This is a genomic window from Streptomyces sp. Rer75, assembly GCF_013414305.1.
GTDB lineage: Bacteria > Actinomycetota > Actinomycetes > Streptomycetales > Streptomycetaceae > Streptomyces > Streptomyces himastatinicus.
On sequence record NZ_CP058693.1, the window covers coordinates 8,353,358 to 8,368,547 of the forward strand.

A 15,190-nucleotide genomic window follows, 5' to 3' on the forward strand; every position below is an offset into this window, starting at 1 on the left:
GGTGGGAACGGGGGCGCGCGGTGGGCTCAGCGAAGGCGAGCCCGGCCCTCGCGGGGGTGGAGGTAGGCGTCTCGGCGCAGGACGACGGCGGCGCTCAGCACGATGGCCAGGGCGGTCCAGCCCGGGGCGGTGGACTGGCCCAGGTAGGGGGGCAGTGCGCCCTCGTTGAGAGCGGGAACGGTCACGAATGCAGCCCAGGCGGCACTCAGTCCCGTGGCGGCGCGCTGCATGCCCACCACACTGCCCAGTGCCAGACTCCCGCTGGTCAGCGCAAGCGCCGGCAACAGGATCAGCGCAGGTGCGGTGCCGCACGCCCAGCCGGCGATGAGCAGAGCGGGGATCACGACGGCCAGGACGGCCACGGTCCTGCGCAGTACCAGCGACAGTCCCGTCCGTGGGGTGGCGGCGGCCAGTTCGTGGCTGGGATCGGAGTGCGGCCCCCAGCTCGCCGCCACCCCCAGCAGCGGCATCAGGGGGGCCAGGAGCAGCAGCACAAGGGAGCCACCATAGGCGGCTGAGGACAGGATCAACGCGAGGAGCGTGACCAGTACGGTCCCCATGACCCAGGGTCCCAGGACCGGGGGCGCCCACCGGGCCAGCCCGGACCGGAGCCCGGACCACCGGCGGGGCCTGGTCGTCGGCAGCGATGCGGCCAGGCGCTCGCGCACCCCATCCACCACGGCCATGGTCGCCGGACTATGGACGCGGACCACCTCGGCCACCTCGGCCTGGCAGATTCCGCACTGCTCCAGGTGGGCCTCCACCGTCCACAACGCCCCGGTGCTGAGCGGGGCGTGGGCGTCCTGCTTCTCCGTACGCGGCACGTGAGGGTCGTGGGCGCCCGTACCGAGGACGTAGCGCACCATGGCGCCGTGCGAGGGGTGATCGGAACCGGACGCAGGCATGCGGTCAGCGGTCATGACAGAGCCTTTCGCAGTTCTGAACGGGCGCGGCGGGCACGTGTCTTGACGGTGCCTTCGGGAATCCGCAGCAGCGCGGAGGTCTCACGGGTGGTCAGCCCATCGAGCACCATGGCGGTCAGAACCTGGTGGAGCTCGGGCGCCAGCCGTTCCAACGCGGCTCCCAGGTCCCCACCGACGGTGGCCTCGAGCGCTTCGTACTCCGCGGAGGGAGCCTCGGGAGCGGGGGCGGAGGACAGCGGGAGCGTGGCGTGCCGCCCCCGGCTGCGGAAGGCGTCCACCAGTCGCCTGGCGGCGATCGTCCATAACCAGCCGCCGGCCTCCTCCCGCCCCACGCTGCCGGCGAAGGACGCCGCCGCCCGCCATACCGCCAGGTAGGTCTCCTGGAGCACTTCCGCGACGATCTCGTCGTCCGCGCAGCGGCGACGCAGCCGCGCCGTCAACCAGGGAGCGCTACGCCGGTACAGCTCGTCGAAGGCAGCCATGTCCCCGCGGGCGATGCGCCGGACCAGTTGTGCCTCGGTCATCGAGGCCGGTGAACGTCTCACGTCCAGGGCTGACGGAGACCGGTGCCGTTGGGTTTTCCCTCACTGTGTGAGCTGAACCACACTTTCGTGGGCCTGTCGGGGGGAGGGGCAGGAACCGGCCACGACGGCGGATGGTCAGCCATGACCAGTGTTGGGCAGAGTGCGGCCTTGTCCATGAGCAGCGGGCCACCGCACCATCAATCGCCGATGCCACTGAGGCGGAAGCCGCCACCTCAACGTGAAAGATCTCCCTGGCCGAACCGCCCGCGTTGTGAAACGCCTCTTCCGTCGCGGGTCGGTCGCGTCTCCTCAGCCGCGCATCCAGTGCACACCCGTCGCGTTCACCGACAGCTGGAAGAGTTACTGATCTCTATGCACCAACTGACCATGCTCGTCCAGTACCCGCTGGACCTGGCCGGTATCTTCGCCTTCGCGTTATCCGGGGCGCTTCTCGCCGTCCGCAAGGATTTCGACTTCTTCGGAACGGCGGTCCTGGCCGAGGTCACCGGAGTGGGCGGCGGGCTCTTCCGCGACCTGGTGCTCGGGGTCAAGCCCATCGCCTTCACCGACCTCGGCTACGCCCTCAGCCCACTCGTCGCCGCGGCTCTCGTCTTTTTCAGCGTGACCGTCCAGCGCCACGAGATGGCCTGTGAGGTGCTCGACGCCGCCGCTCTGGGACTCTTCAGCGTCACCGGCACGATGAAGGCACTCGGCTATGGGTTCGGGCTGCTCCCGGCCGCCGCGCTGGGGGTCGCCACCGCCGTGGGCGGAGGCGCCTTCAGCAGCGTCCTGGCCCGTGAGATCCCGCCGGTCCTGCGCTGGGACAAGGACCTGTACGCCCTGCCCGCGGTGACGGGCGCCGGCGGGGCGGCAGCCTTGTACGCACTCGGGACGCTGACGGTTGCCACGGCGACGTGGGTGGCCATGAGCGCCTTCGTCCTGCGGGTTCTCGCTCTCCACTACCACTGGCGCACTCCGCGGTCGCTCACCTGGCGGAGGAAGCACGTGGCCGGACTCTCTCCGTCGGCCCAACCCCTGATGGCTCAGCACGCGAGCATGCTGCCGCAGCCTCCCCACACCCTCCAGCACACCGTGCGCATGCGCCTTCCCGGGCCGATGGCGCGCGGACGCGGGCAGGAGCGTGACCACACTCCGAGCCCGCGGCTCCCTTCTGAGCACACGCTCCAGCTGCGGCTTCCCGCGCACGTTCGCTCCTCTCCCCGCCGCACGCCCTCACACGAAGCGCAAACGGGCAGGTGACCGCACGGATGGTCGCCTTGGGCGTGGCCGGGGTGACCGGTCCGTGGTCGCTCAGCGGGGGGTTGCTCCGTGCAGTTCCTGCCGCCAGAGCAGGTCGCTGACCTGCTGGATACCGAGGGTGAGGTGGCGGCGGTAGGTACTGAACGGCAGCCCCAGACGCCGGGCGGCCGCTTCCTGGGTCGGTGCCCCATTGATGAACGTCATGGTCAGGGCGCGGTGCGCCTTCGTGCTGCGGGGGTCGCTGTCCAAGGTGTCGATCGCGCCCTTGAGTACATCCCGCAGGGACGTACCGGTGTCGGCGACCAGCCTGCTGCGGGAGAGGGGGTTGCTGGACAGGGTGTCGGGCCGGTGCCAGCATCGCAGCGCGTCGCGGAGGGCGGCGTCGAAATCGGGCCGTGACAGCACGGCCAGCTCGCGTGCGGGCACCGGTGACTGGGCCGTGGGGTGGGATGCGTCCACAATGCTGGCGCGCGCGAGCAAGCGTTCCATCGGCACCGCCCGCCAGTCGTGGTCGAACAACGCGTAACTGCGGCCTCCGACGGCCGCGTCGGTCGCCATCCGGTGATGCGCGCCGTATGCCATCGCCGGTGCCCATAAGTCCGGGTCGGCGAAGACGATGAATGACCAGGCGGCTCGTCGGGGCAGGAGAACCTCGGCCATGATCCGCAGCAGCGTCAGGTCCATCACCGCCGACGGGCGCTGGTAGGCGGCCGGGTACACCATGAAGCGCGCGATCCCCAGATGCTCACCGGGCCGGAGGGGTCCCGCGGCGCGGCTGTGCGTCCACGCCGCGCCTGCGACCGGATCGGCCCTGAGCTCCTCCTCGCTCGGGTCCGACAGGTGGAGCCAGGCCATGAACCCCACGAGCTCCCCGGTGTCGGACCGCCGGTGGACCCAGAATGCCTCGGGCTGCCGGTCGAGCCAGAAGTCCACAAGGGCGGCGGATTGGCTCCCTTCCGCCTGGGCGGCCAGCCGCAGCAGGACGGGCCGGTCCTCCTCGCGGAACTCCTCCTCTCGGAACTCCTCTTCACCCTGCCAGGTGATGACGTCGTTGAGAGGGCCGCTGGCGCCGTGCACGTACATGATGGGCCTCATCGCGGCGATCACATGCGCGCTGTCGGCCATGGCAGCACGCTCTATCAGGTGATCGCGGATACGGCTGTGCATGACGGTAAAGCCCTGGGGGTCACGCCACCGCAGGTCCGCGTTGAGCGCCTGGCGTATGACATCGTGCGGATACACGCCCTGTGGCCCCGACTCCACAAACGGCAGCCGGCGCAGCCAGGTGAAGAGGCTTCCCGCATCTTCCTCCGGCATGGCTGCCCGCAGCAGTTCCTCGGTCGTGGTGCGTGCGTGGCAGCACACCTCCAGCGCGTGCCGGTGAGCCAACGACGGCAGCTCACCGACCAGATGAGCCAGCAGCCTGGCACATACGTCCTGCGTCGGAAGCTCCCCGACCGCCGCCGCGGGGTCCTGGAGGGCGACCTCGGCGGCCAGCGACAGCGCCAGCGGATGCCCGCTGGCGAATGCCAGCAACGGCGCATGCGCCACACCACGCGACTCCAGCAGCGCCACCGCGTCCTCAGGCGGCAGGTCACCAAGGCGCACCACGCGCACCACGTCCGCCCACCCCGGATCGGTCTCCCAGGTCGAGGCCGGTTCCTGGCGCCCCGCGATGACCGTCAGCGCCCGGGCCGGCAAACGAGGCAGGAAACGCTCCCGCAACCAGCCCTCGAGTGCCTGGCAATGTTCGAAGTCGTCCACCAGCAGCACCGCACCGTCACTGGAGAACACCTGCGCGGCCGCGGCCTCGAACCCCGCCGGAGAGGGGTCGATCGTCCGCCCGCTGACCTCGACCACCATCCGCCCGGCGGCACGGGTGTCCTCACCGAAGCGTCGCAGCAGGGTGGACTTGCCCACGCCCCCGAGCCCGTGGAGGTACAGCACCGCGAACGAGCCCGGCTCACCGTCCAGCGCCGACCGGAACAGCGCCAACTCCCCGGCCCGGCCCACGAAAGCACGGTTCCGCGCGGCGTCCAGACGTTGTGCGAGGCTGCCGCCCGAAGGGTCGTCAAGATAGTGCATGCGCGCACTATATGGGACTGCCGCAGGCTGCTCCGCACCTGCGGAAGCTCGCGTGCATGTCGCAGTTCAGCGGTTCCGGTTGTGCGGTAACACCTTGGTGAAAGAGCCATAACCGGACTGCTGCGAGGACCGGGTTCGTCGTCGCAAGTCGCTGCCTCACGGCCCTGTCCCAGGTGCGTGCGACGGCTCGAAGGGTCAGGACCGTGCGGTCAGCCCCAGGCGAGACGGTCCGTGGCGGAGCCCCTCACCATGGGCCGCTCGGCGCGCCGCCATGGTCGGCCGCGACGACGCGGCGGAGATGCGGTGGCTGTCCGGCACCGATGGTCACTGACGGCTCCAGCTCTGGTTCGTCTGCCCGTTGCAGATCCATGTCGTGACCTTGGTGCCGTTGGACCTTCCATGCCAGACATCCAGGCAGTGGCCCGAATTGCGAGCGACCAGCTCATCGTTGGCGTTCAGCCGGAACTGTTGCCCGAGGGCACCGTCGCAGTGCCACAGCTGGAGCTCCGCCTCGGTGGACGTGGATCCGTGCGCGATGTCCAGGCACACCCCGTTGTTCCGCACGGTTCCGTGTTCGCCAACTGCCATCGCTGCTTCCGGGAGCCGTCGCAGTCCCAGATGACAAGCTTCGACCTCGGCTCGCCGTCGCCGGCGCTGAGACACTTGCCGGTGTCGTCATTGGTCAGTCGGAACGTCCTGACGGAACGGGTGGTCGGGGGCGGGGAACTCTTCTTCTCTTTCACCGCGGCCTTCTTCGCCGGAGGCGCCGGCTGCGTCTTCTGCCGCCGGCCGGGAGCGGCGGACTCGGAGCGGCCCGGCTTGGCCTTGGCGCTGGACGACGGTGTGCCGGAGGGCTTCGCGGACGTCGGGTCCGGGGACGGCTCGTCCGGAGCGTATTCGGCCGACGGAGCTTCGAGGGACTCGTCGTCGAGGGCGGTGTCGGTCTTGGCCGCCACGGCCACCTTGTCCTTTTTCTCATCCGAGCCGGCCGTAGCCCAGATCAGCAGCGGTACCGCGACGAGAATCGCGCCCGCGATGTCCGCGGCCGCGAGCAGCGGCTTCTTCGGGTTGCCGGAATCAGGCCCCTCCTCATCGGGCACGATTCCGTCACCGGGAGTGTCACCGGCGACGGCGGCGGCATCGTGATCCGGCTCCGCTGTCCCGGAGGCCGCCGCCGCGGCCCGCGTACGCTGCTGCGCCGACTCGTCCGCTGCGGGCTCGCCCTCCCGTCGTGGAGCCACTGAACCGGTCGTCGCACCCAGCGACGTTGCACCGGTTCGCCCGGTCGCGGTGGTTTCCCCCTCCGGCGAGGTGTCCGGTCGCGACCGTACGGACTCCTCGCCCTCGCCGCCCGCCGCGGGGGCGGACGGCCGCGCGGCAGGAGCCAGCGCGGATCCGGGGTCCGCGGCCACGGACGGCAGGGCGACCGCCCTGCGAACGGACGACTGGTCCGTGGTTGCCTCCGGATCCGTGCGCCCGGCAGCCGAGAGATCCCGCGACGGCCCGTCGGAGGACCGTTTCTGGCGACTTGTCATCGTTCTCCATTGGCCTTGTAGGTCGTTCGGTGGTGTGTCCCCCGGTTGCCCTGGGGCGGTCTCGGGGCGGACGCGCGGTTGGCGGCTAGGTGACAGGCCCCACGGGGCCGACGCAGCGCTCGGGCCAGTCCTGGGCCTCACCGGCCGGAATCTCGTCGGCGAGCGCTACTTCGAGGCGGGCGAGGGCCTTGCGGTCCAATTGGCTCAGTTCCGATGCCTCGTCCACGTAGGCGGTCGCGGTTGCGGGGAGCTCCCGCAGCAGAACCACCGGAGCGCCGCGCACGGTCCGCACCCCGAGCACCCGGAATCCGGTTCCCGGCGCGAAGACGACTTCGTCGTGCGCTTCCCGCGTTCCGGCCGGACGGTCCAGCAGTTGCCGCACCTTGCGCCCGGTGACGGACCAGATCGCGTACGCCACGGGCCCCCGCCGGGCAGCACCGCGGGCAGGGTCAGGGAGCTGACCGGTGCCGGGTCTTGGAGAAGACGGCCGGCACTGGGCTCGGACGCAGCGGCCCCGGCGGCCTGGGCGCCGCGCAGAGCCACGCCACGGTAGGAAGGAAGCCGCCGCAGGGCGGACGCCAGACAACCGGCGTAGGGCGGCAGCCGACCGTCCCCGACGTGCATCTCCCGGGCCAACTCGCGGTGATGCAGTAGCCCTTTCCTGGGTCCTGAGATAGGCGTGCGCGGCGATGAGATCGGTCCTCGCCGCCTCCAGCTCCTGCCCGCGCAGCGCGGGCATCCGCGTGAGAACCCGGGAGACGGCCGCGGCGTGATGCTCCCAGACGTCCGCGGCGAGGTCACGGAACGCCGCTCGATCGGCGGCACCGCTGACATGGCTGGGGACGACCGGTACGGGTACGCCGGGCGCCGCGGCGGTCCGCGGGGGAGCGGTGGCCGGACCAGGTGGCGCGTCCTCCCGGAGTCAGGGCGCCTCGGATAGGGCAACGGCGGATTCCTCGCCTGGCGCCGCCCGGCTGGAGCGTTTGCTGGAAGACGCCGTCGCCGTGCTGGTCAACCGTGAGCGCACGCGGCGCGGCCTGGTGCCCCTGAGTACCGACGAGCGGCTACGGCAGTCCGCGCGGAGCCACAGCGCGGACATGGCGCGCCGGGACTTCTTCGATCACGTCACACCCGAGGGGCGCTCCCCGGCCGACCGCATGCTGGCGGCCGGCTTTCCGCTGCCCGCCGGGGAGAACATCGCCGCCGGGCAACCCCACCCCGCGATCGTGATGGTTGAGTGGATGAACAGCCCCGGCCACCGGGTCAACATCCTCAATGGGGACTTCCGGGTCATCGGCGTGGGCGTACACATGGCGGAGGGGGGACCCGTGTGGACACAGAACTTCGGCTACGCGTGACCGTCAGCGATATCCCAGACCGTGGAAGCAGGCATGACGGCGGATCAGGCGGCGTCCACGCCATGAGCCGCCAAGGCGGATTTCAGCGCGCGCATGGCGTGGTCCGTACGGGGCTTGACGGTGCCCCGTGGAATGCCCAGCGCTTCCGATGCCTGGAAGGTGCGCTTCCTGAACGATGTCCTCGGCCCGATGCCAGTCTCCATCGAGCATGCTCGCGGCGAACCTCCGGAGCACCATTCCGTACCGCTCGTACACAACACGCGCCAATCCCCCGGGAGTTGCGTGAGCGGACTCGAACCGAGGCTCGCAGAGAGTATTCGGCACATTGGCTTTGACCTGCATGATGGGTCGGCTTCCTCACCCGAATTACGTCATGTGAACAGAGCGTTCCCGGTCGTCTCCGGGGACCGTGAATCCGATGCCCGACTCTATCCGGAGTGTCGGCGAGTTATTGCTCGCTCATGTGTCCAGTTTCTGTTCACTTCAGTTCAGTGATGAGCCCGCAGTGCCCATGAGTCAACGGCTCGGTAATCCGTGAAAGGGGATGCGTACTTTCTCCGGCACGAGCGGCGCACAGGACAGAGCCCGCCAGGACCCGGTCGGCGTCCTGGCGGGCTCGCACCAACGGCTGCTACCGCGCGACGTACTTCCGTTCCGCCGCGGCGTCGGCGATGCGCGGGTCGCGGCTCTTGAGCACGTACCAGCCGATCACCATGGCTACGGCCCAGCCGGCGCCGATGTACAGCGAGACCCGGGCGTCCTTGTCGTAGGCGATCAGTCCGGTCACACCGATCAGGAAGACCAGCGCGACCCAGCTGAAGAACGCACCGCCCGGGGCCGGAAAGGACGAGCCCGGGAGGCGGCCCGCGACCACCGCGCGGCGGTAGCGGATGTGGCTGATCAGGATCATCGACCAGGCCCAGATGCCCGCGGTCGTGGAGACCGAGGTGATGTAGGTGAACGCCTTCTCCGGGATGAAGTAGTTGAGGATCACTCCGATTCCCATGAGGGCGGCGGACAGGGCGATGCCCAAGGCCGGGGTCCTGCGGGTGTTGAGCTTGCCCAGGGCCTTCGGCGCCTCGCTGTTGGCGGCCAGGTCGCGCAGCATGCGGCCGGTGGAGTACATGCCGGAGTTGCAGGAGGACAGGGCCGCGGTGAGGACGACGAAGTTGACGATGCCCGCCGCGAGGGGGATGCCCATCGTGGAGAAGGCATGCACGAAGGGGCTCTCACCCGCCGAGAACTCGGTCCACTTCACCACCGAGAGGATGACCAGCAGGGCACCGACGTAGAAGATGATGATGCGCCACGGAAGGGTGTTGATCGCCTTGGGCAGGGTCTTCTCGGGGTTTTCGGACTCGCCCGCGGTGACGCCGACGAGCTCCACGGCGAGGTAGGCGAACATCACACCCTGGAGGGTCATGAGGCTGTCGCCGATACCGTTCGGGAAGAAGCCGTTGTGCTCCCACAGGTTGGTCGCGGACGCGGTGTCACCGGCGTCGGAGAAACCTAGGGTGAGCACGCCGAGACCGATGACGATCATGCCGATGATCGCGGTCACCTTGACCATCGAGAACCAGAACTCGACCTCGCCGAAGAGCTTGACCGAGATCAGGTTGACGCCGAAGAGCACCACCAGGAAGGCCAGGGCGCTGATCCACTGCGGGATCTCCGGATACCAGTAGTGGATGTAGATGGCGGCGGCGGTGAGCTCGGCCATGCCGGTGACCACCCACAGCAGCCAGTATGTCCAGCCGGTGACGTAGCCGAAGAACGGGCCGAGGAACTCGCGGGCGTACTCCGCGAAGGAGCCCGAGACCGGCCGGTACAGGAGCAGCTCTCCGAGCGCTCGCATGATGAAGAAGATGACGACGCCCGCGAGGGCGTACATCAGGACGATGCTGGGGCCCGCCTTGGCGATGTTCGCCCCGGCCCCCATGAAGAGGCCGACGCCGATGGCGCCGCCGATGGCGATCATCTGGACCTGACGACTGCCCAGTCCCCGCTCGTAGCCCTCTTCCGAAGCGTTTGCCACGGCCCCATTGCCGGGTTGTTGTTCGACCTGCGTTGAGGTCATGGTTGTGCGCCTTTCCTCGGGTGGCGGCTGATGGACGTGAACATCTATCACGACCGCAAGGCGATCCATTCGGCGGAGTGTGGGGCAGGCCATAGGAGAAAAGGGGCGAAAATTACCTGCAGTAACAAAATCCGAGAGGCGGTGACGCGATCGTTATCTGGCAGTGAGCGCCCCGAGCAGGGAATGAGCAACCAATGATCAGAGAGTGAACGTTTTTCTGAACATCCCCATGGGCCGCCCGGCAGGACAGTCCTCATGCGTGGATATTCATGGCTCGGAGCGCCTGTTGAAATCTGCTCGGTTCCCTATCCAATCGCTGCCCACTTCACTCCGACACGGGGGGTTGGTGGCGAGGCTGGTGCTAAACATTGCCGCAGATGAAAAACAGACACGACAAGGAGCCCAAAGTGACGCTCGGGGCATCTGAGAAAGCCGCGCCGCGCGGTGCCGCCGTCATCTACAACTCCGCGGTCGCCTCATGGGCGATCTGTGCGGCCTGGGAAGTTGGCGCGCTCGACGAGCTGCGTGTGGCCGGCACCTTGGACGCCGTAGAGTTCGCGGAGCGGCACGACCTGGATCCGGGATCCGTCCACGGTATGTTCCGTGCCCTGGCCTCCGTGGATATCGTGCGCCGGGATGGTGCCGTGGTGAACGTGTCCACCGAATTCGAGGACGTCTACGCGAACCGGGCCTTCTTCCACTGGCTGAGCCGGGGGAGTGCCGAGCTGTTCCGGCGGATGCCCGAGGCCCTCCACAACGAGAACCGGGTGGGAGCGTACTTCGAGCGGGACGCCGCCGCTATCGCGTTCCCGCTTCCCCGAGGTGCGGGGCATCGGGATCGACATCGCCTGGTCCGCGCTTGAGGTGGCGAGGAGGGACCTGTCGAGCGCCAGCATGGCCGAGCGGGCGTCCTTTCTCCATGGCGATGTGCTTGATCTGTCGCCCCGTCAGGATTTCGCGGACGTCGAGCTGCTGACCTGCTTCAGGATGGGACACGACTTCTGGCCGCGTGAGAACTGTGTGGCGACGCTGCGCAAGCTGCGCGAGGCGTTCCCTGCCGCGAAGCGGTTCCTGCTGGGCGACGCCACGCGGACGGCCTACCCCTCGGACACGGAACTTCCGGTGTTCACTCTCGGCTTCGAACTGGGGCACGACCTGATGGACACGTTCCTTCCCAGGATCGACGACTGGCAGTCCGTGTTCGAGGAGGGCGGCTGGACCCTGTTGCGTACGAACCGGATCGAGAAGGCCGTCGGTGAAGTGATCTTCGAGCTCGGCTGACCGTGCGCGCGACAGACTATGGCGGGAACCATCCATGACGACACTGGCTGCATCGGTCGGCCTGCTGCTGGCAACATCCGGAGTGCGACACGCCTTCGGGGTCGTGGGCAACGGCAACATCGTCCCCGTGGCGGGGCTGACGGCGGGCGGAGTCGACTACATCGCCGCACGCCACGAGGGCGGTGCCGTCGCCATGGCGGACGCTTACTACCGCACGTGCGGCGAGGTGGCCGTGTGCACGACCACCTACGGGCCCGGCTTCACCAATCTCGCCACCGGCCTCGCCGACGCGGTGAAGGGCGAGCCATCCCGGGGTGAAACAGGTCGCGGTGGTCGCCATGCCTGACGCATTCCTCGGCGAGCGCATCTGCGTCTACGTCGTGCCGACGGGGCGGCCCCCGACGCTCGCGGAGCTGCGCGAGCTGATGAAGTCCCGGGGCGTCGCGGGTTACAAGCTTCCCGACCGGTTGGAACTGGTGGACACGTTCCCGCTGACCGGCCTCGGGAAGATCGACAAAAAGGTCCTCGCTGCCCGCATCGCTGCCACAGCGTCCAACCCGCTCAAACCCGCTCAAAGGGAGAACAGGTGATATCTCGTGATCAGTGCCGTCAGATGATCGCCGCACGGCTGGGGATCGATGCGGAGGCCTTGACCGGCGAGGAGAACCTGATCGAAATCGGCATGGAGTCACTCATGATCATGCGGCTGGTCAACGAGTGGGGAAGGCAGGGGATCAGCGTGCGCTACTCCGAGCTGATCGAGGAGCCCACCCTCGACGGCTGGTGGCGGCAGCTGTCCACCGCCCCTTCGACCGGTACCGAGGAGACCGCGGGAAAGGCCGATTGACCCCCATGACATCGCAGTTCCCGGTTCGCTACGAATCGACCACCGAGGACAGCGCGCGATGGGCGGGCTTCACGTGCCGGGCGGGTGACATCGTCATCAGCACCCGGCCCAAGAGCGGTACCGCGTGGATGCAGATGATCTGCGCGCTGCTGGTCTTCCAGAGGACGGATCTCCCACTTCCGCTGCGCGAACTGTCACCCTGGCTGGACTGCACGATGGTGCCCATCGACGACGTGCTCGAGAAGCTGTCCGCCCAGCGACATCGGCGATTCGTCAAGACACACACACCACTGGACGGCATTCCCCTCGACCCACGCGCCCACTACATCGTCGTCGCACGACATCCACTCGACATGGCGGTGTCGATGTATCACCAAATGAGCAACATGGATCGGGCAAGGATGCGTGCGCTCACCGGTCGCCCGGAGCGCGCCGCGCCACCGCCGCTGCACGAGTGGCTGCTCCAGTGGATCGACACCGACGTCTCGCCGCGCGCGGACATGGACTCGTTGCCCTGTGCCATGTGGCATCTGACGGATGCATGGAACCGACGCGGTGCGTCCAACGTCACGCTGGTGCACTACGACGAACTGTCTACGCACCTCGGCAGTGAGATGCGGCGCGTGGCGAACCTGCTCGGTATCACCGTGCCCGAGCGGACCTGGCCCGAGTTGATCGAGGCGGCGACCTTCGCGAGTATGCGGGACGCGGCACATCGTCTCGCCCCTGATCCGGCCGACATCTTCAAGGACGCGACGGCCTTCTTCCGCCGCGGTGGCTCCGGGGCGGGCCGTGACGTGCTCTCCTCGGACGAACTGGCCCGTTACCATGCCCGTGTGGCGCACATGGCGCCTGCGGACCTGCTCGACTGGCTGCACGGACCACCTCACACTCCGGCGCCGCAATCGCCGTGAATGGTCTGTCATGAGCAGTAATCGGGCAACGATCGGCCTTCCTTATGAGCAGCCGAACCCCACACCCTGGGATTCCGGTGCCAAACGTGCCGGAAAACGGCCGAATCGCCCACCGCGGAAGGACCATCATGTCGATCAACTCCTTCATCGCCGCTCGCGCCCGCACCCTGCGCGTCGCGACCCATCGTCCCGTTGGGGGAGCCAACAGGAACGTCACCACGCGCCACCGCACACCTACCGTCCGGACCGTCGCCGCCTCGATGCTGGCGGTCGCCGCCCTGACCCTGACCACCGCGTGCAGTGGGGAGAGCGGCACCGGTACCAAGGCCGAAGGCAAGGCCGACTCCGCCTCGGGCGAGGAGCACGGCTCTCAGGCCGACGCCTTGGGCGGCGGCGCCACCAAGCAGCAGGCCGGCGCGGAAAACGCGGCCCGGACCGTGGGCAGCGAAGGCGCCAAGACCGAGCCGATCGGCAACTGCGACATCAACAAGACGGTCTTCAACCTCCAGGACGTCCAGCGGCCCGTCAACCACATGCTGCTCTCGGCGACCAACGGGGCCGGCGTCGACTGCAAGCTCGTCGGTTTCCCGCGCCTGAAGTTCGGCGCGGACGCGCAGGCCGCCACCCCTGTCATCGAGGAGAGCAAGCCGCAGTCCGTCATCGTCCTCGCCCCGGGCGAGAGTGCCTACGCGGGAATCACCACCTCCTCGGCCGACGGCTCGGGCGAGCACGGCCGCGAGGTCAACTCCCTGGAGGTGTTCATCGAGGGCAGCGAGGACGGCACGAACGTCGAACTGCCCGGCGGCTCCGTCTACGTCGACAGCGGCGCCCGGGTGACGTACTGGCAGGACAATGTGGACGACGCCCTCGCCTGGTGACCTGTCACGGCTCACCGGCCCACCGCCCGTCGGGCGGTCGGTGCCGGCTCGCCCCGTTCCCCACAGCCGCAGCGGGCGGTGAGGAACGGGGCGGACGGCGCCGGACCGAGTGGGGATCGCTGCCTACGAGAAGGCCGGTTTCCACCAGACGGGACAACTTCGCACGCCCGGGTACTGGCTCGGCCGGCCCGTATCCGCTTTCAGGGCCGGGTGTCGTCGTCCGGCAGTCGCGTCAGAGGATGCGGTGGTGACCTTTCCGTTCATGACGTTGCTCTTGCCGGAAATATCATCCGCCCAGGTCACGCTGCATGCCGGTACTCGTTGAGGGTGCCGCCCAGGCGCTCCCGTCTTCGTATGTCGAGGCGGGCGATCTGGTCGGGGTCGGTGATCGGCGTGGGTAACGGGCGCAGCGGACGGGCGTTCGCGATGCCCTGGTGGGCGCGATGAGAGTTGTAGAACCGCTCGAACTCCCGCAGCGCGTAGAGCAGGTGCCGCTCGTTCCAGATCAAGGTCCGGTCCAGCAGTTCACGCGGCTGACCACCGGCGACGGTCACGTCGGCTGCTGGCCTCACGGCGGCACCTACGGAGCCCGCAGGGTCACCCGCGCCGTGAGGCAGTCGGCGCGCCTGCCGATTGCCACTACCGACTCATTTCGTTCTCAGCTTGCGGCTTCCGGCTCGGTTCTTCGCGATGTTTCGTGTCTTCTTCCTGCTGTCTGACTCGGCGAGCAGGGCGAGTACCGCCAGCGACGTCGACTCCTCGGCGAGGACGCGCTGCATCCAGTCCGTGACCTTCGCCAACTCGACCGGTGTCGGCACGTGACCGTCCTCGATGGACAGGTAGAACAGCCAGTCGTGGATGCGGCGGCGGATGAACTCGCGGTACGCCTCCGTCTTGAGCTGGTCGATCTCTGGCAGTAGTTCGGCCGACCACTGGCGGAACTCGGCGGGACCGGTCACCTTCATCGCGAGCCTGTCCACGAGGGCGACCACCGCCGTCTTGGACACCATCTCCATGGGGTCGCGCAGGATCGTGGCCACAATCTCGCGGTCTCGGTCGCGGCTCCGCGAGGAAGCGGTTACCGAGACGACGCGTTGGTACGCGGACGATCGGACGTGCTCGTCCGCGACGGCATCATCGATGTCCACGTCGACGATGCCGGCACCCGCCAGCAACTCGGCCACATCGGAATGCAATGTCATCGCTTCATCCCTTGTCGCAGGGTTGGTTCTTGGCGGCCTCGCGCCGCTCCCGTTCAGCCTGCTCCTCCCCCTGATCCTGACCTCGCGCCCCCACCACCGGTGACATGGGATGCCGTGGTCGCGAATCTGGCTTCAGGGACGCTACGGAACCGGGCGCGACTCACGCTCCGTGACTGCCCGACGGCGGTTACCGCGACCGGATTGTTGGTTAGGATGACGATTGAGGCTGATCCTGATGCCCTTGACCAGGGTTATGGCCAGGCTGGCGAGTCCGGGGCTGCAGGCTGACGGCTCCTGCCGGGCCGT

Annotated in this window: 18 protein-coding genes; 9 read left to right on the forward strand and 9 right to left on the reverse strand. The window is 68.4% G+C overall.

The window, feature by feature from the left end:
- Positions 1-26 precede the first annotated feature (26 nt).
- Both HYQ63_RS36060 and HYQ63_RS36065 read right to left on the reverse strand, forming a co-directional pair.
- Positions 27-920 carry a zf-HC2 domain-containing protein gene (locus tag HYQ63_RS36060; RefSeq protein ID WP_179937901.1) on the reverse strand — a complete coding sequence of 298 codons (894 nt, stop codon included), beginning with the start codon at positions 918-920 and terminating at the stop codon, positions 27-29.
- Positions 917-1,447 carry an RNA polymerase sigma factor gene (locus tag HYQ63_RS36065; protein WP_179937902.1) on the reverse strand — a complete coding sequence of 177 codons (531 nt, stop codon included), beginning with the start codon at positions 1,445-1,447 and terminating at the stop codon, positions 917-919. Before HYQ63_RS36065 ends, HYQ63_RS36060 begins: the two co-directional genes overlap by 4 nt.
- 372 nt (positions 1,448-1,819) lie before the next feature.
- Between HYQ63_RS36065 and HYQ63_RS36070 the strand changes: the two genes are divergently transcribed.
- Positions 1,820-2,707 (forward strand): trimeric intracellular cation channel family protein, encoded by an 888-nt coding sequence (locus tag HYQ63_RS36070; protein ID WP_179937903.1) that lies wholly within the window; start codon positions 1,820-1,822, stop codon positions 2,705-2,707.
- Positions 2,708-2,758: 51 nt separating this feature from the next.
- Here the strand turns inward: HYQ63_RS36070 and HYQ63_RS36075 are convergent, their stop codons facing one another.
- From HYQ63_RS36075 to HYQ63_RS36085, 4 genes are all read right to left on the reverse strand, one after another.
- The gene (locus HYQ63_RS36075; RefSeq protein WP_179937904.1) at positions 2,759-4,792 is read right to left on the reverse strand and encodes an ATP-binding protein; all 2,034 of its coding nucleotides are present in this window, start codon (positions 4,790-4,792) and stop codon (positions 2,759-2,761) included.
- Positions 4,793-5,116: 324 nt separating this feature from the next.
- Positions 5,117-5,356, reverse strand: coding sequence for an RICIN domain-containing protein (locus tag HYQ63_RS46160; RefSeq protein WP_373689230.1), 240 nt, complete (start codon positions 5,354-5,356; stop codon positions 5,117-5,119).
- The gene (locus HYQ63_RS45135) at positions 5,248-6,033 is read right to left on the reverse strand and encodes an RICIN domain-containing protein (protein WP_257232361.1); all 786 of its coding nucleotides are present in this window, start codon (positions 6,031-6,033) and stop codon (positions 5,248-5,250) included. Before HYQ63_RS45135 ends, HYQ63_RS46160 begins: the two co-directional genes overlap by 109 nt.
- 379 nt (positions 6,034-6,412) lie before the next feature.
- Entirely contained in the window at positions 6,413-6,745 is a 333-nt protein-coding gene (locus HYQ63_RS36085) for a hypothetical protein (RefSeq protein ID WP_179937906.1), read from the reverse strand.
- A 565-nt stretch (positions 6,746-7,310) separates the two neighbouring features.
- On the opposite strand from HYQ63_RS36085, the gene HYQ63_RS36090 reads away from it, so the two are divergent.
- Positions 7,311-7,685, forward strand: a complete 375-nt coding sequence (locus HYQ63_RS36090) for a CAP domain-containing protein (RefSeq protein WP_218929605.1) — start codon at positions 7,311-7,313, stop codon at positions 7,683-7,685.
- 631 nt (positions 7,686-8,316) lie between these two features.
- Here HYQ63_RS36090 and HYQ63_RS36095 read toward each other — a convergent pair.
- Positions 8,317-9,762 (reverse strand): amino acid permease, encoded by a 1,446-nt coding sequence (locus tag HYQ63_RS36095; protein ID WP_179937907.1) that lies wholly within the window; start codon positions 9,760-9,762, stop codon positions 8,317-8,319.
- Positions 9,763-10,139: 377 nt separating this feature from the next.
- Between HYQ63_RS36095 and HYQ63_RS45140 the strand changes: the two genes are divergently transcribed.
- The 7 genes from HYQ63_RS45140 (at position 10,140) to HYQ63_RS36125 (ending at position 13,682) form a co-directional block, all read left to right on the forward strand.
- Complete coding sequence (locus HYQ63_RS45140; protein ID WP_257232362.1) at positions 10,140-10,625, forward strand: hypothetical protein; 486 nt, start codon at positions 10,140-10,142, stop codon at positions 10,623-10,625.
- Between the two features lie 31 nt (positions 10,626-10,656).
- A complete protein-coding gene (locus HYQ63_RS45145; RefSeq protein ID WP_257232363.1) occupies positions 10,657-11,043 on the forward strand; it encodes a hypothetical protein in 387 nt (128 codons plus the stop codon).
- A gap of 34 nt (positions 11,044-11,077) precedes the next feature.
- A complete protein-coding gene (locus HYQ63_RS36105) occupies positions 11,078-11,389 on the forward strand; it encodes a thiamine pyrophosphate-binding protein (protein ID WP_179937908.1) in 312 nt (103 codons plus the stop codon).
- Complete coding sequence (locus tag HYQ63_RS36110; protein WP_179937909.1) at positions 11,382-11,633, forward strand: hypothetical protein; 252 nt, start codon at positions 11,382-11,384, stop codon at positions 11,631-11,633. Before HYQ63_RS36105 ends, HYQ63_RS36110 begins: the two co-directional genes overlap by 8 nt.
- On the forward strand, positions 11,630-11,890 hold the full coding sequence (locus tag HYQ63_RS36115; RefSeq protein WP_179937910.1) for a phosphopantetheine-binding protein: 261 nt from the start codon (positions 11,630-11,632) through the stop codon (positions 11,888-11,890). Before HYQ63_RS36110 ends, HYQ63_RS36115 begins: the two co-directional genes overlap by 4 nt.
- 5 nt (positions 11,891-11,895) lie before the next feature.
- The gene (locus HYQ63_RS36120; protein WP_179937911.1) at positions 11,896-12,804 is read left to right on the forward strand and encodes a sulfotransferase domain-containing protein; all 909 of its coding nucleotides are present in this window, start codon (positions 11,896-11,898) and stop codon (positions 12,802-12,804) included.
- A gap of 128 nt (positions 12,805-12,932) precedes the next feature.
- On the forward strand, positions 12,933-13,682 hold the full coding sequence (locus HYQ63_RS36125) for a DUF4232 domain-containing protein (protein ID WP_179937912.1): 750 nt from the start codon (positions 12,933-12,935) through the stop codon (positions 13,680-13,682).
- A gap of 299 nt (positions 13,683-13,981) precedes the next feature.
- On the opposite strand, the gene HYQ63_RS36130 is transcribed toward HYQ63_RS36125, so the two are convergent.
- Positions 13,982-14,254 carry an integrase gene (locus HYQ63_RS36130; protein WP_257232364.1) on the reverse strand — a complete coding sequence of 91 codons (273 nt, stop codon included), beginning with the start codon at positions 14,252-14,254 and terminating at the stop codon, positions 13,982-13,984.
- Positions 14,255-14,329: 75 nt separating this feature from the next.
- Positions 14,330-14,866, reverse strand: coding sequence for a hypothetical protein (locus HYQ63_RS36135; protein ID WP_257232365.1), 537 nt, complete (start codon positions 14,864-14,866; stop codon positions 14,330-14,332).
- Positions 14,867-15,190 lie beyond the last annotated feature (324 nt).

Coding starts and splice junctions, on each gene's coding strand:
- HYQ63_RS36070 (WP_179937903.1), top strand. CDS start 1,820: ATGCACCAACTGACCATGCTCGTCCAGTACCCGCTGGACCTGGCCGGT.
- HYQ63_RS36060 (WP_179937901.1), bottom strand. CDS start 920: ATGACCGCTGACCGCATGCCTGCGTCCGGTTCCGATCACCCCTCGCAC.
- HYQ63_RS45145 (WP_257232363.1), top strand. CDS start 10,657: ATGGCCGAGCGGGCGTCCTTTCTCCATGGCGATGTGCTTGATCTGTCG.
- HYQ63_RS36065 (WP_179937902.1), bottom strand. CDS start 1,447: ATGACCGAGGCACAACTGGTCCGGCGCATCGCCCGCGGGGACATGGCT.
- HYQ63_RS36105 (WP_179937908.1), top strand. CDS start 11,078: ATGACGACACTGGCTGCATCGGTCGGCCTGCTGCTGGCAACATCCGGA.
- HYQ63_RS36110 (WP_179937909.1), top strand. CDS start 11,382: ATGCCTGACGCATTCCTCGGCGAGCGCATCTGCGTCTACGTCGTGCCG.
- HYQ63_RS36125 (WP_179937912.1), top strand. CDS start 12,933: ATGTCGATCAACTCCTTCATCGCCGCTCGCGCCCGCACCCTGCGCGTC.
- HYQ63_RS36095 (WP_179937907.1), bottom strand. CDS start 9,762: ATGACCTCAACGCAGGTCGAACAACAACCCGGCAATGGGGCCGTGGCA.
- HYQ63_RS36075 (WP_179937904.1), bottom strand. CDS start 4,792: ATGCACTATCTTGACGACCCTTCGGGCGGCAGCCTCGCACAACGTCTG.
- HYQ63_RS36120 (WP_179937911.1), top strand. CDS start 11,896: ATGACATCGCAGTTCCCGGTTCGCTACGAATCGACCACCGAGGACAGC.
- HYQ63_RS45140 (WP_257232362.1), top strand. CDS start 10,140: ATGAAAAACAGACACGACAAGGAGCCCAAAGTGACGCTCGGGGCATCT.